This is a genomic window from Actinoplanes sp. DH11 (assembly GCF_020873875.1).
Taxonomy (GTDB): domain Bacteria; phylum Actinomycetota; class Actinomycetes; order Mycobacteriales; family Micromonosporaceae; genus Actinoplanes.
The window spans coordinates 68,842-87,212 of the sequence record NZ_JAHWGU010000002.1 but is presented as its reverse complement, the minus strand read 5'-3'; the positions used below and the strand labels follow the sequence as shown (position 1 = coordinate 87,212).

At 72.0% G+C, this 18,371-nt stretch carries 16 protein-coding genes; 8 read left to right on the top strand and 8 right to left on the bottom strand.

All coding sequences use genetic code 11. The features are described 5' to 3' along the window. The first annotated feature begins 140 nt into the window (after positions 1–140). From LPA41_RS03560 to LPA41_RS03545, 4 genes are all read left to right on the top strand, one after another. A complete protein-coding gene (locus LPA41_RS03560; protein ID WP_229068248.1) occupies positions 141–962 on the top strand; it encodes an alpha/beta fold hydrolase in 822 nt (273 codons plus the stop codon). A 49-nt stretch (positions 963–1,011) separates the two neighbouring features. Next, on the top strand, positions 1,012–1,995 hold the full coding sequence (locus tag LPA41_RS03555) for a fumarylacetoacetate hydrolase family protein (protein WP_229068247.1): 984 nt from the start codon (positions 1,012–1,014) through the stop codon (positions 1,993–1,995). A 10-nt stretch (positions 1,996–2,005) separates the two neighbouring features. Continuing rightward, complete coding sequence (locus tag LPA41_RS03550) at positions 2,006–2,212, top strand: hypothetical protein (protein ID WP_229068246.1); 207 nt, start codon at positions 2,006–2,008, stop codon at positions 2,210–2,212. Between the two features lie 117 nt (positions 2,213–2,329). Next, the gene (locus tag LPA41_RS03545) at positions 2,330–4,222 is read left to right on the top strand and encodes an acyl-CoA dehydrogenase family protein (RefSeq protein ID WP_229068245.1); all 1,893 of its coding nucleotides are present in this window, start codon (positions 2,330–2,332) and stop codon (positions 4,220–4,222) included. 31 nt (positions 4,223–4,253) lie between these two features. Here the strand turns inward: LPA41_RS03545 and LPA41_RS03540 are convergent, their stop codons facing one another. Next, positions 4,254–5,327 (bottom strand): hypothetical protein, encoded by a 1,074-nt coding sequence (locus tag LPA41_RS03540; RefSeq protein WP_229068244.1) that lies wholly within the window; start codon positions 5,325–5,327, stop codon positions 4,254–4,256. A 95-nt stretch (positions 5,328–5,422) separates the two neighbouring features. Here LPA41_RS03540 and LPA41_RS03535 point away from each other — a divergent pair, with 95 nt between their 5' ends. Continuing rightward, positions 5,423–6,028, top strand: a complete 606-nt coding sequence (locus LPA41_RS03535; protein WP_229068242.1) for a TetR/AcrR family transcriptional regulator — start codon at positions 5,423–5,425, stop codon at positions 6,026–6,028. A 297-nt stretch (positions 6,029–6,325) separates the two neighbouring features. Here the strand turns inward: LPA41_RS03535 and LPA41_RS03530 are convergent, their stop codons facing one another. From LPA41_RS03530 to LPA41_RS03515, 4 genes are all read right to left on the bottom strand, one after another. Next, positions 6,326–7,366, bottom strand: a complete 1,041-nt coding sequence (locus LPA41_RS03530; RefSeq protein WP_374238114.1) for an ABC transporter ATP-binding protein — start codon at positions 7,364–7,366, stop codon at positions 6,326–6,328. Then, on the bottom strand, positions 7,363–8,157 hold the full coding sequence (locus LPA41_RS03525; RefSeq protein ID WP_229068239.1) for an ABC transporter permease: 795 nt from the start codon (positions 8,155–8,157) through the stop codon (positions 7,363–7,365). Before LPA41_RS03525 ends, LPA41_RS03530 begins: the two co-directional genes overlap by 4 nt. 5 nt (positions 8,158–8,162) lie before the next feature. Continuing rightward, on the bottom strand, positions 8,163–8,912 hold the full coding sequence (gene modA, locus LPA41_RS03520; protein WP_374238113.1) for a molybdate ABC transporter substrate-binding protein: 750 nt from the start codon (positions 8,910–8,912) through the stop codon (positions 8,163–8,165). A gap of 92 nt (positions 8,913–9,004) precedes the next feature. Beyond that, positions 9,005–10,330, bottom strand: a complete 1,326-nt coding sequence (locus tag LPA41_RS03515) for an FAD/NAD(P)-binding protein (RefSeq protein ID WP_229068236.1) — start codon at positions 10,328–10,330, stop codon at positions 9,005–9,007. Positions 10,331–10,588: 258 nt separating this feature from the next. On the opposite strand from LPA41_RS03515, the gene LPA41_RS03510 reads away from it, so the two are divergent. Next, positions 10,589–11,974: a molybdopterin molybdotransferase MoeA gene (locus tag LPA41_RS03510; protein WP_229068234.1), complete on the top strand. Its 1,386-nt coding sequence runs from the start codon at positions 10,589–10,591 to the stop codon at positions 11,972–11,974. A 359-nt stretch (positions 11,975–12,333) separates the two neighbouring features. Here LPA41_RS03510 and LPA41_RS03505 read toward each other — a convergent pair whose 3' ends face one another. Both LPA41_RS03505 and LPA41_RS03500 read right to left on the bottom strand, forming a co-directional pair. Then, positions 12,334–12,615, bottom strand: a complete 282-nt coding sequence (locus LPA41_RS03505; RefSeq protein WP_229068233.1) for a hypothetical protein — start codon at positions 12,613–12,615, stop codon at positions 12,334–12,336. A 34-nt stretch (positions 12,616–12,649) separates the two neighbouring features. Then, the gene (locus LPA41_RS03500) at positions 12,650–13,144 is read right to left on the bottom strand and encodes a bacterial transcriptional activator domain-containing protein (RefSeq protein ID WP_229068231.1); all 495 of its coding nucleotides are present in this window, start codon (positions 13,142–13,144) and stop codon (positions 12,650–12,652) included. Positions 13,145–13,791: 647 nt separating this feature from the next. Between LPA41_RS03500 and LPA41_RS03495 the strand changes: the two genes are divergently transcribed. After that, a complete protein-coding gene (locus LPA41_RS03495) occupies positions 13,792–14,529 on the top strand; it encodes a hypothetical protein (protein WP_229068230.1) in 738 nt (245 codons plus the stop codon). Here the strand turns inward: LPA41_RS03495 and LPA41_RS03490 are convergent. Further along, the gene (locus LPA41_RS03490) at positions 14,510–15,202 is read right to left on the bottom strand and encodes a hypothetical protein (RefSeq protein WP_229068229.1); all 693 of its coding nucleotides are present in this window, start codon (positions 15,200–15,202) and stop codon (positions 14,510–14,512) included. The two genes, LPA41_RS03495 and LPA41_RS03490, sit on opposite strands and share 20 nt — an antisense overlap. Before the next feature lie 331 nt (positions 15,203–15,533). Between LPA41_RS03490 and LPA41_RS03485 the strand changes: the two genes are divergently transcribed. Beyond that, complete coding sequence (locus LPA41_RS03485) at positions 15,534–18,356, top strand: beta-L-arabinofuranosidase domain-containing protein (RefSeq protein WP_229068228.1); 2,823 nt, start codon at positions 15,534–15,536, stop codon at positions 18,354–18,356. The last annotated feature ends 15 nt before the right edge of the window (positions 18,357–18,371 follow it).

The following is an 18,371-nucleotide window of genomic DNA, read 5'->3' as shown; positions in this document are numbered from 1 at the left end:
AGGGCCACGTCCGGCCCGGCCCGGTCCGGCGCCGGAGGCATCCGAGCAGTCATCCGACGGATGGCGGCGGCCGGTGGAGCGGGCAGGTTGGGTGCCGTAGCCGGTGCGGGACCGCCGCACCACGACACGAGGAGCCAGTCATGCCCTACATCACCACGGACGACGGCACCGAGATCTTCTACAAGGACTGGGGGAGCGGCCAGCCGGTCGTCTTCAGCCACGGCTGGCCGCTGAGCAGCGACGCGTGGGACGTCGAGATGAAGCTCGCCGCCGACAACGGGTTCCGGGCGATCGCCCACGACCGTCGCGGTCACGGCCGGTCCACGCCCACGTGGTACGGCAACGACATGGACACGTACGCCGCCGATCTGGACGCCCTGGTCCGCGCGCTGGACCTGCGCGACATCATCCTGGTCGGGCACTCCACCGGCGGTGGCGAAGTGGTGCGGTTCGCGGCCCGGCACGGGGTGGGCCGCGTCGCCAAGATCGCCACCGCCGGTGCGGTTCCGCCGATCATGGTGAAGTCGGAGACGAACCCGGAGGGCACGCCGATCGAGGCCTTCGACGCGATCCGGGACGCGGTCCTCGCCGACCGCTCGCAGTTCTTCCAGGACCTGTCGGCCCAGTTCTTCGGCACCAACCGGCCCGGCTCGACGATCTCGCAGGGTCAGCGCGACCAGTTCTGGCGCCTCGGCATGCAGGCCGGCTTCGCCGCCGTCTACGACTGCGTCAAGCAGTTCTCCGAGACCGACTTCACCGAGGACCTGCGCAAGATCGACGTCCCGATGTTCATCGCGCACGGCGGCGACGACCAGATCGTGCCGATCGCGGCGGCCGCTGAGAAGAGCATCAAGCTGGTCAAGGACGGGACCCTCAAGGTGTACGAGGGTGCGCCGCACGGCATCGCCGGGTCGTACCAGCAGGAGCTCGACAAGGACCTCCTGGAGTTCTGGAAGAGCTGACCGGCGCCCGGACCGGTGCTCGTCCGTTGATCCTGGTGTGAAGCTGGGTATGACGGACGGGCGCCTGGTGGCGTGGGACCGGGGGACCGGTGCGTGGGTGGTCGTCGGCGACGATCTGCTGACCTTCCTCGCGGACGGGCCGGCCGCGATCCGGGAAGCGCGGGAGCGTTTCGCTGACCCGTACCGCATCGAGGTCGCCGGCGGACCCGCCGGCCTGCCGCTGACGCCCGCCTCGCTGCGCTGTTTCGGGCTCTGGGAAGCGCACCTGATCAACGGTGCGAGAGGGCTTGTCGCGGAGTTCGGTCCGGCCCGGCTGCGCCGGCTGGCAACCGTTTTCGAGAAGCTCACCGGCACGGTGCTGCCGCCGATGCGGCCGAAGCCGAACTACTATCGCGACCCGCAGTTCTACGTCGGCAACCATCGCGCGATGCAGGCCGGCGGGGAGACCGTGCCGTGGCCGTCGTTCGCCCGGGTGCTCGACTTCGAACTCGAACTCGGCGTGCTCGTCGCGCGGCCGGTGAAGGACTGCGACGCCGCCGGGGGACGCGCCGCGATCGGCGGCTTCGTGATCCTCAACGATTGGACGGCACGGGACGTCCAGTGGGACGACACCCGGCGGGGCACGTTCGGCGGGGTGGTCAAGGCGAAGACGTTCGCAAACTCGATGTCGCCGGTCGTGGTGACGGCGGACGAGGTGCTGCCACGCTGGCGCGAACTCACCGGACGCGTGACGGTGAACGGCGAGACGTGGGCGCGGGGCACGACGGCGGATCCGATGTACGACCTGGGTGCGGTGGTCGCCTACGCCGCCCGCGGCGAGTGGCTGCGCCCCGGCGATGTCCTCTCCAGCGGCACCCTGCCCGGCCTGTGCGGCCTGGAGATGCGACGCTTCCCGCAGCCCGGCGACGAGATCCGCCTGGAACTGGACCTGGCCGGCGACGACGACCCGGTCACGCTGACGAACATCCTCGGCCGGCCGATGTCCGAGAGCCGGTCAGTTTTCGAGAAGCATCGGCCACGCCCGGAGCCCTAGCGTGATCGGTATGAACAAGCTGATCCGGCAGACCCACCGCTACCTGGCCGTCGCCTTCACGGTGACCGTCGTCATCACGACCGTGGCGCTCGCGCAGAAGGACCCGATGCTCTGGGTCTCCTACCTGCCGCTCCTCCCTCTCGCCCTGCTCTTCTTCTCCGGCATCTACCTCTTCGTCCTGCCCTACCGCACGAGGCGCCGCGCCCGCCAGGCGTAGGCCTTTCTCTCGGGGTAGGCCAGCTTCCGGCACGACACTCGGGTAATCGGATGGCTACCCTGCGGTAACGAACCTGGGTACGGTGGCGGGACGACGAGGGTCAAGGAGGGCATGCCCATGGCCACGACGCACGTCTCCGAGAAACAGGCGCGGCAGACCGCCGAGGCGGCCCGCGAATCCGAGTGGCGCAAACCCAGCTTCGGCAAGGAACTGTTCCTCGGCCGGCTCCGGCTCGACCTGATCGATCCACGGCCCGAGCAGGAACCCCGCCCCGACGCCGACCGGTTCCTGGCGGAGCTGGGTGCCTTCCTGCGCACCTCGGTGGACGGGCAGCAGATCGAACGCGACGCGCGCATCCCCGACGAGGTGTTCCACGGCCTCGCCCGCCTCGGCGCCTTCGGCATGAAGATCGACCGGGAGTACGGCGGGCTGGGCCTGTCGAACCTGCACTACTGCAAGGCGCTCACGCTCGTCGGCTCGGTGAACGCCGCGCTCGGTGCCCTGCTCTCCGCACACCAGTCGATCGGCGTGCCGCAGCCGCTGAAACTGTTCGGCACCGACGAGCAGAAGAAGCGCTTCCTGCCCCGGCTCGCCGCCGGTGAGGTGTCGGCGTTCCTGCTCACCGAACCCGACGTCGGCTCCGACCCGGCTCGCCTGGGCACCGTCGCCGAACCCGTCGACGGCGGTTTCCGGCTCAACGGCGTCAAACTGTGGGCCACCAACGGCACCGTGGCCACCCTGCTCGTGGTGATGGCGCGGGTGCCGGAGAAAGGCATCACCGCCTTCGTGGTCGACGGCGACGCGCCGGGGATCACGGTGGAGCGCCGCAACGCCTTCCTCGGCCTGCGCGGCCTGGAAAACAGCGTCACCCGGTTCCACGACGTGTTCGTACCCGCCGACAACGTGATCGGCGGCCTCGGCAAAGGCCTCCGGATCGCGCTGACCACCCTGAACACCGGCCGGCTGTCGTTGCCCGCGATGTGCGTCGGCGGCGGCAAACGGGCCGTGGCGATCGCGCGCGAATGGTCCGCCGAACGCGTCCAGTGGGGACGTCCGGTCGCCGAGCACGAAGCGGTCGCCAAGAAGATCGGCTTCATCGCCGCCACCACGTACGCGATGGAAGCGATGCTCGACCTTTCCTGCCTGATCGCCGACGACTCCCGCAACGACATCCGGATCGAGGCCGCGCTCGTCAAACTCTTCGCCAGCGAGATGGCCTGGCAGGTCGCCGACGAGCTCATCCAGATCCGCGGCGGCCGGGGCTACGAGACGAACGACTCCCTGGCGGCCCGCGGCGAACGCACCGCCGAGGCCGAACAGATCCTCCGCGACCTGCGCATCAACCGCATCTTCGAAGGCTCCACCGAGATCATGCACCTGCTTATCGCGCGAGAGGCCGTCGACGCCCACCTCGCCGTCGCGGGCGACATCATCGACCCCGAAGCCACGCTGGGGCGCAAGGCGCGGGCGGGGGCGCGGGCCGGCGCGTTCTACGCACGCTGGCTGCCGACCCTGGCGGTCGGTCAAGGTCAGAACCCGGCGGGGTACGGGCAGTTCGGCCCCCTCGCCGCCCATCTGCGGTACGTGGAACGCGCGTCGCGCCGGCTCGCCCGGTCCACCTTCTACGCGATGTCCCGCTGGCAGGGAAAGCTGGAGCGCAAACAGGGCTTCCTCGGCCGGGTCGTCGACATCGGCGCCGAACTCTTCGCGATGTCCGCGGTGTGCGTCCGGGCCCGGGCCGAAGCAGACTCCCACCCCGAGGGCCGCGAACTGGCCGACCTCTTCTGCCGGCAGTCCCGGCTGCGCGCGGAAGCCCTGTTCGCCGCGCTCTGGGACAACACCGACCACCTCGACGTGAAGGCGGCATCCCGGGTGGTCGGCGGCCGGTACGCCTTCCTCGAGGAAGGCGTCGTCGCCCCCGCCGCAGACGGCCGAGCCTGGGTCGCGTCCTGGCAACCCGGCCCGTCGGACTCCGACGACGTCCGCCGCCGCATCCCACCGCCGTCGTGACGCCGGCATCCCTGGCCGGGCTCCGTGCCCGTCAGGCCGGCACCGCTACGGGCGGCTGCTCGCTGTCGCCGGCCGTCGCCCCGGCTTTGCGGTCGGCGTGCACCGCGCCGGCCAGGCACAGGGCGATGCCGGCGGCGAGCCAGCCGAGCAGGACGGCGGCGTGCGGCCATGCGCCCGCGCCGTCGAAGAAGGACACCGACCGCAGCAGGGAGCCGGCGGCGCCCGGCGGCAGGAACTGGCCGAATGTGCCGGACCAGCCGGGCAGCATCTCCGGTGCGGTCGCCACGCCGGCGAGCGGGTTGCCGAGCAGCATCATCGTCGCGGCGCCGAGGCCCAGGCCGGCCGGTCCGAGCAGCGATTCGAGGCCGAGCAGGGTGAGGGAGATCGCGGCGGTGCCGAGGGCCAGCACGCCGGCGTTGGCGAGGTAGTCGCCGCTGAGCGTACCCAGCCAGAACTGCAGGATCGCGGCCATGGACAGGGCCCCGGTGACGGCGAAGGTGAGTGCGCCGGTGACGCGGCGGCCGGTACCGGTGATCCGCAGCGTCAGCAGGCCCGCGGCAGCGATCCCGCCCAGCACGATCGGCAGGGCCGCGGCGGCGAGCCCGGCGCCGCGCGGGTCGTCGGCCGGCGCGGCGACCACGTCGATCACCGGCACGGTCCCGGCCGGGCCGCCCGCGCCGGTCGCAGGGGCGGCAGGGGGCTGCGCGGCGGCCCCGGGAGCAACAGCGGCGGGGGAGTTCGCCAGGGCTGTCGCGATGCCCTGCAGAGTCTGAGCGATCACCGGGCTGGCGGCGGAGGCGGTGAGCACGCGCGGCGTACCGGTGCTCAGGTCGACGGCGCCGTAGACCTCGCGGTCCCGGATCGCGGCCTCGGCCTCGGCGGTGCCGGCCACGGGCGTCACGTCGAAGGCGCCCGGCTGCCGCTGCTCCAGGGCGGCGGCGACCTGGCTGGTGGCCGCGGCCGGGCCGGCCACGGCGATCGGCACGCCGTGCACCGACGAGCGGACGGCCGGCCAGGCGAACGCGGTCAGCAGCACACTGATCACCACGGTGAGCAGGGCGGCGAGCGCGGCCACGTGCGACCACGGTGAAGGTTTGGTTTGCATCTCGACTCCCAAGAGAACGTTCATTCGTTTTACACGACCGTAGGATCCGCACGACGCGGTTGTCAAGAACGAGCGTTCGTTTTAGCGTGGAGCGCATGCCGAGAATGACTGACGACGACCGAGCCGGACGCCGGGCCGCGATCATGGCGGCCGCCGCCGGCTGTTTCGCCGCCGACGGGTTCCACACCACCTCGATGGCCGACATCATCCGGGCGTCGGGCCTCTCCGCCGGTGCCGTCTACAGCTACTTCCGCAGCAAGGAGGAACTGATCACCGCGGTGGCCGGGTTGCCGCTGGCCAACGCGGAGGCCGTCTTCGCCGCCCTGCCCGCCGACGACGCCGCACCGTCACCGGCCGAGGCGGTCGCCGCACTGGTGCAGGGGGTCGTCGCCAGGGCGGCCGACGACCCGGCCCTCGGTGTCGACATCACCCGGCTCGCCGTCCAGGTCTGGGGCGAGGCGCTGCGCAACCCGGAGGTACGCGGGCGGGTGAGCGCGGTTTACCGCACCCTGCGCGACCACTGCACCGAGGTGGCCCGCCGCTGGCAGGCCGCCGGCAACCTGCCGCCCGAGGCGCGCCCGGACGAGGTGGGCGCGGCGATGCTCGGTCTGGCGCAGGGCTTCCTTCTGCAACGGCTGCTGCTGGACGAGGCAACAGCGGAGGGTTACATCGCCGGCGCGACGGCGGTCCTGGCCCATTGACGGCGCGCGGCCGGCGGGTGCAACGGCTGATCGGCCGAGACTGGCGCCTCGGTCGAACCCCGCTGGCACCGGACACGCCGTCCATGGCGAGATGTTGATCTGCTAGCGATGCGAAATCGCGGTTTCAGGTCCATGATCACAGCGATTTCGCATCGCTAGCAGATCAACAAGCCGCGCGAACCAACGCAGCGGACCGCTACGACGGTGAGCGAGCCGAGCGGTTGAGGCAGACCGTCCGCCGCAGCCGCCGTAGTCCCCGCCGCAATCGCAGCCACGGCGGCGGCCGTCATCGACGGCTCAATCGGCCGGGTAGGCGCGTGTCTCGGCCGCCTTCAAGGCCACCCAGATCTCGACGCCGGGTTCGAGGCGGAGCTGGGCCGCCGCGGCCGGGGTGATGTCGGCGGCCACCGTGATCGGGCCGTCCAGGGAGACGCGCAGGCTGTCGCCGTGCCGCTGGATGTCGGCGAGCACGGCCGGCCAGGTGTTTCGGGGGCTGCCGGTGGGTTCGGTGGGGTGCAGGGCGACCGCGGCGGGCGGGAACGCCACGAAGGTGTCGCCGTGCACCGGGTCGGCGGTGGCCAGGGTGAAGCCGTCGGGGAGGCGTACGGTGTGCCCCTCGCCGTGTCCCCTGAAAAGGTTGAGGCCGACGAGCCGGGCCACGTAATCGGTGCGCGGCCGTGCGGTGATGGTGGCGGCGTCGCCCTCCTGCACGACCCGGCCCTGTTCGACGACGACGAGCCGGTCGGCGAGGACGAGGGCGTCGAGCGGGTCGTGGGTGACCAGCAGCGCGGCGCCGGGGTGGGCGGCGAGGTGCCGGCGCAGTTCGCCCCGGGTCTCCAGCCGGGTGCGCGCGTCCAGGGCGGCGAGCGGCTCGTCGAGCAGCAGCAGCACCGGGTCGACGGCCAGCGCGCGGGCCAGCGCCACCCGCTGCGCCTGCCCGCCGGAGAGCTGGCGAGGTTTGCGGCGGCTGTACCCGGTGAGGCCGACCCGTTCCAGCCAGCGGTCGGCGACGGCGTGCGCGGCCCGGCGGTCGACGCCGTGCCGGCGGGGACCGAAGGCCACGTTGTCCCGGGCGTTGAGGTGCGGGAAGAGCAGGTAGTCCTGGAAGACCACGCCGATCGGCCGCTCCTCCGGCGGTGCCTCGGTCAGGTCGCGGCCGTCGAGCCGGAGGTGGCCGCCGGTGAGCGGGGTGAGCCCGGCCAGGGCGCGCAGCGCGGTGGTCTTGCCGGCGCCGTTGGGTCCGAGCAGCGCGACGGTCTCGCCGGCCGCGACGGACAGCGCGATGTCGAGCCGGAACGAGCCCCGTTCCACCCGCAGGGCGGCGTCGAGCAGGCTCACGGCGCGGTCAGCCACTTGTCGCGCAGCGCGGCGAGGATGGTCACCGACACGACGAGCAGGATCAGGCTGAGCACGACGGCTCCTTCCAGGTCGCCGCTCTCCATGGTCTGGTAGACCGCGAGCGGCATGGTCTGCGTGATGCCCGGATAGTTGCCGGCGAACGTGATGGTGGCGCCGAACTCGCCGAGGGCCCGCGCCCAGCAGAGCACCGCGCCGGCCGCGATGCCGGGGGCGACGAGCGGCAGCGTGACGTGGGTGAAGCTGACCCAGCGGGTGGCGCCGAGGGTGGCGGCCGCCTCCTCGAACCGGGTGTCGGCGCCACGCAGCGCACCCTCCACCGAGATCACCAGGAAGGGCAGGGCCACGAACGCCTCGGCGATCACCACACCGGCGGTGGTGAACGGCAGGGTGATGCCGAACGTGCTGTCCAGCCATGATCCGACCAGGCCGCGCCGGCCGAGGGCGAGCAGCAGCGCGATGCCGCCGACCACCGGTGGCAGCACCAGCGGGACGGTGATCAGGGCGCGCACCAGGCGGCGGCCGGGGAACTCGACGCGGGCCAGCAGCCAGGCCAGCGGCACGCCGAGGACGAGACAGACCAGGGTGGCGAGGGTCGAGGTCCACAGCGACAGGCGCAGGGCTTGCGTCACTCCCGGCTCGGCGAGCCGGGTCAACAGCGACGACCAGGGGGTACGGGCCAGCAGCCCCACCAGTGGCAGCACCAGGAAGATCAGGCCGACGGCCGCGGGAAGGAGCAGGGGCAGGGGTACGCCGCCACGACGCTTGCGCATGATGATCAGGGTGCCTGGAAGCCCGCGTCGGTGAGGACCCGCAGGCCTTCGGGCGAGAGCACGTAGTCGACGAAAGCCTGCCCACCGGCCGTGTTCCGGGCACCTGTCAGCACGGCGATCGGGTAGTCGTTGACCGCCCGCGCCGACTCCGGGAACTCGATCGCGTCCACGTCGGCGGCGGCGGCTTTCGCGTCGGTGCGGTAGACCAGGGCGGCGTCGACCTCGCCGAGACGCACCTTGGAGAGCGCGGCCTTGACGTCCTGTTCCAGGGTGACCGGCGTGATCGTCACCCCGGCGGCCGCGATCGCCGTCGTGGCGGCCGCCCCGCAGGGCACGGCCGCCGCGCAGAGCGCGACCTTCAGCCGCGGGCCGGTGAGGGCGGCCAGGCCGGTGACGCCTTTCGGGTTGCCCTTGCCGACCGCGATGACCAGCTGGTTGCGCGCGAAGGTGGCCGGGGTGCCGGCGTCGGTCACGGCCGCCATGTTGGCCGGGGCGGCCGAGGCGAACACGTCGGCCGGCGCGCCCTCGTTGATCTGCGTGGCGAGCGCGGAACTGCCGCCGAAGTTGAACGTCACGGTGCTGCCCGGGTGGGCCGCCTCGAACCGGTCGCCGAGCGTGGTGAACGACTCGGTGAGCGAGGCGGCCGCGAAGACGGTGACCGGCCTGCCGGCCTCACTGCCGCTGCCGCTGCCGCTGCCGCAGGCGGCCAGGCTCGCGGTGAGTGTCACGGCGAGCCCGGCCACGGTACTGCGCAGAAGTCGTTTCACACTGATCACTGTAGCCGGGCAGCATATGCGGCCGGTAGTGCTGCTTTCCGGTGGCATGAGCGAGACTGCTGCCGCCCGTACTATTGCATCTGCAGGTTGGGGGTGAGCAGCGCGCCGGCCAGTCGTTCCACCTGTCCGCGGATCTCCGGGACGGCGGTGGCCTCCCACAGCACACCGCGTCGCAGCGGGCCGACCAGCCAGAGGCCGTGCTGGGCCCGGCCGTGCGCGTCGCGTACCCGGCCGTCCGCATCGGTGTCGACGCCCAGGCCGTGCGGGCCGGTGCGCAGCAGCCCGTCCCGCAGCATGCCACCGAGCAGGGGCCCGGCCGCGCCCGGTAGCGAGCCGGGGCCGGTGCACGAGACGACCGCGCCGTACCGCCGTGGCTGCTCGCCCTCGACCCGCACGGTGAGGCCGCCGTCCGGATGTGGCTCGACCGAGGTGAGCCGGCCGGCGCGGACGCGCAGCGCGCCGTCGCGAAGCAGGTCACCGACGCGGGATGCGATCGGCGGCGCCATCCGGTGCCGGTGCACCTCCCACATGCGCTGGCAGTGGCGCAGGAATCGCTGCTGGGCGTCGTCGTCGAGGCCCGCCCAGAGGCTGTCCGCCCGGGTGCGTACGACATCGATCACCGCAACCCAGTCGGCGCCGGCGGCGATCTCCTGCCGCACCCGGCGCAGCAGCGGCCGCAGGCGCGCTGATGCCGGCAGATCGAAATCGGCCGCCGGTGGCGGAAGCTCCGGATGGGCCCGGGGCAGCAGGCCGCGCCGGGAGATGGCTTCCACCGGGGTGCGCCGGCCGCCCGAGGTCAGGGTGAGTGCCACGTCGACGGCGGTCAGGCCGGTGCCGATCAGCAGGACCGGCTGGTCGGCGGGGATCGCGTCCAGCGCGCCGACCGCCCACGGGTCGGCGACGAACTCGACACTGCGGTAGGCCTCGTCGGTCACCGCCGCGGGCCGCTGCGACGCCGGGTTGCCCACCGCCAGGATCACGTGGTCGGCGCGGGTGGTGCCGCCGGTGTCGTCGGTGACCAGGAACCCGCCCGGCTCGGGGCGCACGGCCGTGGCGGTCGCGAGCCGGCGCCGCAGCCGGTCGCCGGCCGTGGCCGCGGCGGCCGCGAACTGGTCGGCGAGGTAATCGCCGTAGCGGGCCCGGGGGAGGAACGTGGCCGGCTCCGCGGGCAGCCCTTGCGCGTGGCACCAGCGCAGCAGGTGACCGGGGTCGGCGGAGTCGACGCTCATCGCGGCCGCGCGCGAGTTCAGCACGTGCCACGGTCCGGCGGCACCGTAGGCGACACCGCGCCCGGGCCGGGACTCCGGCGAGATCAGCACTGTCCGCCAGTTGGTACGGCGCAGTACGGTGCGCGCTGCGAGCGCTCCGGCGGCGCCACCACCGATGATCGCGGCCACCTGGGGACGAGAGCCGGTCGGCGCTTCGGCAACGCGTCCGCTGACGACGGTGCTGGTCACCGGCGTGCCGCCCGGATCGGTGGCCGCCTGGTACAGACGCTCGGCATCTTTCCTCCCGTTCCTCGGCGCCTCGTCGCGCGATTTCCAGCAAACCATAAAACCTATAGTTTTTATAGGCTATCTGGTCCGCCGGTCGCCGATGTTACCTTGATCTTGAGGGCGGTTGCCCGGCACGGACCGTCAGGTGAGGGGTGATTCGTGAACGCAGCGCCGCGGCAGGGCGGGGACGCGAGCCGGAACACGCCGTGGACGCAGGCGCACACCCTGGCCCGCACCCTGGCCACGCCGCTGCCCGGCCGGCCCGCGCCGGTGGTCACGGCAGGCGGTCAGGTCCTGGCCGAGGAGATCACCTGCGTACGCGCGGTGCCCGCTTTCGACAACGCCGCGATGGACGGGTACGCGGTCGCCGGCCCCGGCCCGTGGACGGTCACCGGCCTGATCCTGGCCGGCGCGCCGGTGGACGTGCCCACGTTGCGGTCCGGTGAGGCCGTCGAGATCGCCACGGGCGCGCCGGTGCCGGTGGGCACGGAGGCGGTGCTGCCCTACGAGGACGCGCACCTCGACGCGGCGGGGAGCATCAACGACGCACCGGGGAGCGTCCACGACGTGCCGGGGAGCGTCCACGACGTGCCGGGGAGCGTCCACGACGTGCCGGATGGCTTTCGCGGCTCGCCGGCGCCGGGCGGCGTTCACGGCGCGCCGGCGCGGATCGGCTGGACGGTGCGCGGACGGATCGGCGGGCGCACGCACATCCGGCGGGCGGGGGAGACGCTTGCGGTGGGTGCGACGGTGGCGCCGGCCGGGCGGATCGTGACCGCGACGTTGGTGGCGGCGGCTCTGCAGGCCGGTGTCGAGGAGGTGGTGACGCGGCGGCCGCCCACCGTGACGCTGCTGGTCACCGGTGACGAAGTGGTCTCGGCCGGGATGCCCGGGCCGGGGCAGGTGCGCGACACGTTCACCGGTCTGGTCACGGCGGTCACCGAACGGGCCGGCGGCCGCCTGGAAGCCCGCCACCACCAGCCGGACGACCCGGTGTCGCTCGCGGCCGCCCTGGACCGGGCCGGCACCGACGTCATCGTGGTCAGCGGTTCGTCGTCGGCGGGGGCGGCCGACCACCTGCGTACGCTGCTCAGCGAGCGCAAGGCGACCTGGCACGTCCGCGGCGTCGCCTGCCGTCCCGGTCATCCGCAGGCGCTCGCGGAACTGCCCGGCGGCCGCTGGGTGGTGAGCCTGCCCGGCAACCCGTTCGCGGGCCTGGTAGCCGCGCTCACCCTGCTCGAGCCGCTGCTGGGTGCGCTCGCCGGCCGCTCCGCCGGTCCGCTGCCGGCGGTCCCGGTCACCGGCTCGACGAAACTGATGCCGGGCGGCGTCCGCATCGTCCCGGTCATCTGCGAGCCCCTCGCCACCGGCGTGCCGCCCATGCCCGGCGAGGGGCCCGTGCCTGGCGCAGCGGTTCCGGCGGCCAGGATCGGTGCCGACGGCGGCCCGGCGGGTCTGCACGCGGCCGCTCTGGCCGACGCGCTCGCCGTGCTGCCGGACACCTGGGCCTCCGGCGACCTGGCCACCCTGCTGACCATCCCCTGACGACGGGCCACCCCGCAGCAACTCCCTGACCGCGCGCGACCCACAGCGACACCCCCCCAGCCACCAGTGACAGCCCGCCAGACCAGCCGACACTCACGGTCACCCGGACGCGGCCCGATAGCCACCAGTGACAGCCCGCCAAACCAGCCGACACTCACGGTCACCCGGACGCGCCCCTCGGCCGCCGCCGGCGAGCGCCGCACCCGGACCGCCGCTCGCACCCGCCCCTCGGCCGCCGCCGGCGAGCGCCGCACCCGGACCGCCGCTCGCATCATCCCGGCATCCCCGGTGGCGCCCGACACGCCGCCCATGGCGAGATGTGGATCTGCTGGCGCTACGAAATCGCTGTGATCATGGGGTCAAAACCGCAATTTCGCATCGCTAGCAGATCCACAACGCCACGCGGACCCACCACAGCCGTCATCGTGGAGGCGGTCGGCGGTGTCGCGTACCAGAAGGATCGCCTCCTCCAGGCCGCGGGGCCGGAAGCGGCGCTCGCCCGCCCGGCTGCGTACGTCGGGGTTGAGCAGCACGCTCACCAGGAGCCGGCCGCTCTCGATCCGCATGGTCAGCACACACTCCGCGGTCGGGAGCAGGGCGGGTTCGTCGTCGTGGGGGAACGGTCCGGTCGGTGCGGCCATCCCCTCAGCATCGGCGCCGGTCGTCACACCGCTGTCATCGCGCGGTGTTCACCGTGGATTCCCAGGCCTCCCGATCGGAGGGCGCACGAAGGTGCAGTTCCTCGCACATGCGCGAGCGGAAGCAGCGGTAGAGGCGCACCGCCGCGGCCGTGTCTCCGTCGGACAGGTGGGCGTCGATCAAGGCCCGGTGGACGCTTTCCCGGAACGGGTCGAGCCGGGCCGCCGCCGCACCGGCGGCGACGGCTTCGGCGGGCCGGTGCTCGCGGATGCTGCGGCGGCAGAGGTGCTCCAAGGCCCGTACGCGCAGGAGCAGAAAACGCTCCCGTGCCATGATCGCCCAGTCTTCCTGCTGGTCCGGCAGCAGATCGCCGATGATGAGGGTCTGCTCGTCGGCGCGTGCGGCTCCGGCGGCGACGGCTTCGGCGAGCGCCGTGCAGGTCCACAGGTCGACCGTGGCGTCCGGGTTCAGGGCGAGGTGGAACCGGTCGGCGAGCAGCAGGTCACCGACGGCCCGCCGGGTGCGGTGCACGACGCCGCGCAGGTTGCCGCCGGCGCGTTCCGGGCAGGCGGCGGGCCAGAGCGCGGCCGCGGCGGCGTTGCGGCCGATCGTGCCGTCGTTGACCGCGAGGTAGGCGAGCAGGCGCCGGCCGCCGGAGCCGACCGCGACCGATCGTGCAGCCCCTCGGCCCGCAGGTGTTCCTGCCCCGCCGCCCGCGCACCAACCCCGCGCCCCCGGCCCCGGCCCGCGCCCCCGGCCCGGCCCCGGCCCGGCCCCGGCCCCAGTGGCGCCGGACGCGCCGCCCCTGACGAGATGTTGATCTGCTAGCCCTACGAAATCGCTGTGATCAAGGGGTCAAAACCGCGATTTCGCATCGCTAGCAGATCAACACCGCCCCGCGAGCCCAACGCAGCCGACCGCAGCCGACCGCGGCCACTTGGCCAGGCATCGCACCGGAGCCGAGGGCAAGCAACACCACGCCGCACCCCTTCGGCTCGCGCGCCGCCGCATCAACATCCAGCGCGCCATGCTCGGCAACCCTGAACAGTGCAAAACGGGCAGAAAGGGTTCGCGCCACCTGCTTGACGAGACCATGGGGACACCACCCCGGCGGTGCGGCGCGCACCGGCACCGTGTGAAGATGATCGACTTCCGCGGCCGACAGGGACGGAGTCTCAGTGCGACACTTTTCGATCAAGGCAGCTTCGGGTGCGATGGCGGTGGCGCTGGCCGCCGTCACGCTCGCGGGCTGCCAGGGTGACCCGGCGGAGCCGGCCTCACCGGCAGTGTCGTCCGCGCCTGCGAGCAACGGCATCGCGGCCCTCAGCGCTGACGAGATCCTCACGCGCGCGCGGGCGGCGCTCACGGCCGCGAAGTCGTTCCGGGTCAAGGGCGAAATGGTCGACAGCGGCGAGACGTCCCAGGTCGACTTCAAGATCAACGGAGCGGACTTCGCCGGCACCATGCTGATGGGCCCGATCAAGGTGGAACTTCTCGCCGTCGGCGAGGACAAATACATGCGTGGCAACGAGCAGTTCTTCACCTCCACCATGGGCGAGCAGCAGGGCAAGGCGGTGGGCCAGGTCCTCAGTTCCCGATGGGTTTCCGGCGCCGACGGCGATCAGACGTTCACGGCCTTGTTCTCCGTGGGCACCGTCGACGAGATCCTGTCCGTCAGCGGAACAGCGGCCAAGGGTGAGGAGAAGGTTATCGACGGCGTTCCGGCGATCGGCCTCACCGACTCCGGTTCTCCTGGCACGATCCTTTACATCGCGACGATCGGTGAGCCGTACCCCGTGCGGATGGACATTCCGGACAGCGTGGGCCTGGTCTACAGCGGCATCGGTGAGCCGATCACCGACATCCAGCCGCCGGCGGCGGGCTCCGTGGTCGACCTCAACAACGTGCCCAAGTAACGAGCGTCGGCGATCGCCGGTGGGCTGGCGCCTGGGCGTCGGCGTCGTAGTCGTAGGGCGGGATGACCCATCGCATCAACATCTCGCCCGACTCGTCGGCTGCGAGCGAGACCGGATAGACCTGACCGGCGGCTCGCTCACCCCCGTGCCTCATCGAGTGGTCGCCCGCGTCCCACGGGATGCCGAGTACCCGGCAGCCGCCGAGCTCGATCGCTCCGACACGAAGCGGATGGTGCCACCCGGCCCGCCCGCATCGGTAGAAGTCGGTGTGTTCGTCGATCGAGGCGATGAGGCCGTTACCGTGGGTGCGGTCGCGCCAGGCGGTGAGTTCGGCCGCTCGTGCGGTTGTCTCGGCCAGCGGGAGGTCGAGCCACCCGTGTGGTGCGTCGGCGCCGTGCTGTGCGATCCGTTCGCCGCCGAACTGCGCGTGCGCGTCGTCCGCGTATCGGCCCCAGTAGGTGACGTCGGCGAGCCCGTCGGCCGATTCGCCCGCCGATCCCGTCCAGGCGTCCAGCCCCGCCGCGTCGCCGATGACCATGCCGCACCGGTCGACCGGCAGGTCCCCCGGCGGGAGCGGTGCCGGCAGACCGGGCCATGGAAGTCCGAGACCGATCTCCAGCGTCGCGATCGCCGGCTTCCCGTCGAACGGTGACGTCGAGGTACTCGCCCGCACCCTCAACGGCCGGTCGTCAGCTGCCGAGCACCAGCACACCGGACGGTGCGTTGACAGGTCCCAGGTTGATGAAGAACTCGGGCATGCGCCGATTGGGCCGTGCCGGTGTGACGTGATCCGGTGCGGCTGTCGCCGGCCTGGGAACGGTGGTGCTGACCTGGCTCTATATCGAAGGTCTTGACGAGAACGCATCCCCGTCGTTACGTTTGTGAAAACCTTTTCGGTAGGCATTCCGCTCTGCTCACCTGGAGAAACCCTGCTCGCTGCACCGCCACCGAAACATGCGAACTGTCGGTTCCGGGTGTCTGTGAACCGCGGAAGGGGAGCGTTCATGACCGACACCTCGATGTCCCGGCGGAGCCTGTTGCAACTTGGCGCGGCCGCCGCCGGCACCACCCTGATCGGCGCGGCGACGCCTGCCGCTGCCCCGATGCCGGCCGCTGCCGCGGTTCCGGGCGGGCCGGGCGTCCGCGGCGGGGCCCGGGTCAACGGCTTGCCGGTGCCGAAGTCGTGGAAGGCCGTGCCCTTCGATCTGCACCAGGTCGATCTGCTCCCCAGCGTCTTCACGGAGAAGCGCGACCGCATGCTGGCGTACGCGAGGGCGTACCCCGCTGATCGCATTGTCAGTAATTTTCGCGCCGCCGCCGGTCTCGACACCCGGGGCGCGCAGCCGCCCGGCGGCTGGGACGACGCGACCGGGAATCTGCGCGGGCACTACAGCGGGCACTTCGTCTCGATGCTCGCGCAGGCCTGGGCCGACACCGGGGAGGCGGTTTTCAAGGAGAAACTCGACTACGTCGTGGGGGCGCTCAAGGAGTGTCAGGACGCCTGGAACGCGCAGGTCGGCCGGCCGGGCACCCCGCCACCGCCGGCGACGTGGACGACCGGGCGCAGCGGCGGGGCGTTGCAGCTGAACGGCGACGGGCAGTACGTGGGTCTGCCGGACGCCACCGTGGACGGTCTGACCGAGGCGACGATCGCGGTGTGGGTGCGGCTGGACGAGATGCGCACCTGGTCGCGGGTGTTCGACTTCGGCACCGGCACCGCCGCGAACATGTTCCTGACCGCCCACGACGGCGCCGGGCCCCGGTTCGCGATCACCACGGGTGGCAGCGGGGGCGAGCAGCGCATCACGTCGGCGACGCCGCTGCCGGTCGGCGGGTGGGTGCATGTGGCGGTGACCCTTACCGGTCAGGCCGGCACGCTGTATGTGAACGGCGAGGTGGCCGGCACGAACCCGGCGATGACGCTGACCCCGGCGAGCCTGGGTGCGCCGAAGAACAACTGGATCGGCCGTTCGCAGTACGGCGACGCCACCCTCAAGGGCGCGGTGGACGACTTCCACCTGTTCGACCGGGCGCTGTCCGCAGCCGAGGTCGCCGCCCTGCACCGGGGCGAGGGGCGGGGCAACCTGGCCTGGTACCGGTTCGACGAGACGGAGGGCACGACGGTCGCCGACGCGTCCGGCCGGGGCTGGGACGCGGCGGTCGTCACGGGCGCCGGTGGTCCGGCCGGGCCCAGCCACGCCGGCTTCCTGGCGGCGTACCCGGAGACGCAGTTCATCCTGCTCGAACAGTTCACGACGTATCCGGCGATCTGGGCGCCCTACTACACCTGCCACAAGATCATGCGGGGGTTGCTGGACGCCCACACGCTCGCCGGGAACGCGACAGCCCTCGATGTCGTGCGCGGCATGGGAGAGTGGGTGCACAGCCGGCTCAGCAGGTTGCCGCGCGAGCAGCTCGACCGGATGTGGTCGCTCTACATCGCGGGGGAGTACGGCGGGATGAACGAGGTGATGGCCGACCTGTATGCGCTGACCGGCAACCGGACGTTCCTCGACACCGCGCGGTACTTCGACAACACCACCCTGCTCGCCGACTGCGTGGCCGATATCGACAGCCTCGACGGCAAGCACGCCAACCAGCACATCCCGCAGTTCCTCGGCTATCTGCGCCTCTACGAGAACGGTGCCGACGCCGATTACCGGACGGCTGCCGCGAACTTCTTCGACATGGTGGTGCCGCACCGGACCTACCTGCACGGCGGCACCGGGCAGGGCGAGGTGTTCCGCAAGCGGGACGTGATCGCGGGCAGCATCGTGACCACGACGAACGCCGAGTCGTGTGCGGCGTACAACATGCTCAAGGTGGCCCGGAACCTGTTCTCGCACACCCCCGACGGCCGGTTCATGGACTACTACGAGAAGGCGCTGGTCAACCAGATCCTGGCGTCCCGGCAGGACACCGACAGCACCACGAATCCGCTTGTCACCTACATGGTGCCGGTGGGGCCGGGTGTGCGGCGCGGCTACGGCAACACCGGCACGTGCTGCGGTGGCACCGGCCTGGAGAACCATACGAAATATCAGGACACCATCTACTTCCGGTCGGCCGGGAGTGACACGCTCTACGTCAACCTCTACATCCCGTCCACCCTGCACTGGACGGCGCGGAAACTCACGATCACGCAGACCGGTGACTACCCTCGGACGCCGTCGAGCACCCTGACCATTACCGGTCACGGCCGGTTCGACCTTCGGCTGCGGGTCCCGTCCTGGGCGGGCGACGACTTCACGGTCGAGGTCAACACCAAGAGGCAGGGTGTACGGGTGAACCGCGACGGTTACGTCAGCCTGGAGCGGCACTGGCGCACCGGCGACACCGTCCGGATCAGCTTCCCCTACCGCCTGCGCACCGAGCGGGCGATCGACGACCCGTCCCTGCAGGCGCTGCTCTACGGGCCGCTCGCGCTCGTCGCCAAGTCGGCGAGCACGGACTACCTGCCGATGTCCTGGTACCCGTCCCTGCCACTCAGCGGTGACCTGGCCGCGGTCGTCCGACCCGGTGCCGAGCCACTCACGTTCACCGCCGGCGACGTACCGTTCGAGCCGTTCTTCCAGGGCGACGCGGACGCCTACCACGCGTACGTCCGCCGCACCGAGCCCTTGATCGTCTTCGCCGGCACCGACTCGGGTGTCCCGAACCGTGCCGACGGGCGCGGCACCACGTTCCTCGACGAACTGTGGTCGCGGGCGCCGTTCAAGGACCGCCGCGAGTTCCGGCGGGCGGTGGCCGCGACCGTGCGCACCTGGGAACGGGCCGGGCTGCTGAGCAAGGCGGAAGCGGCCGCGGTGCAGGCGGCCGCCGCCTGATGAGCCGGGTGCCGT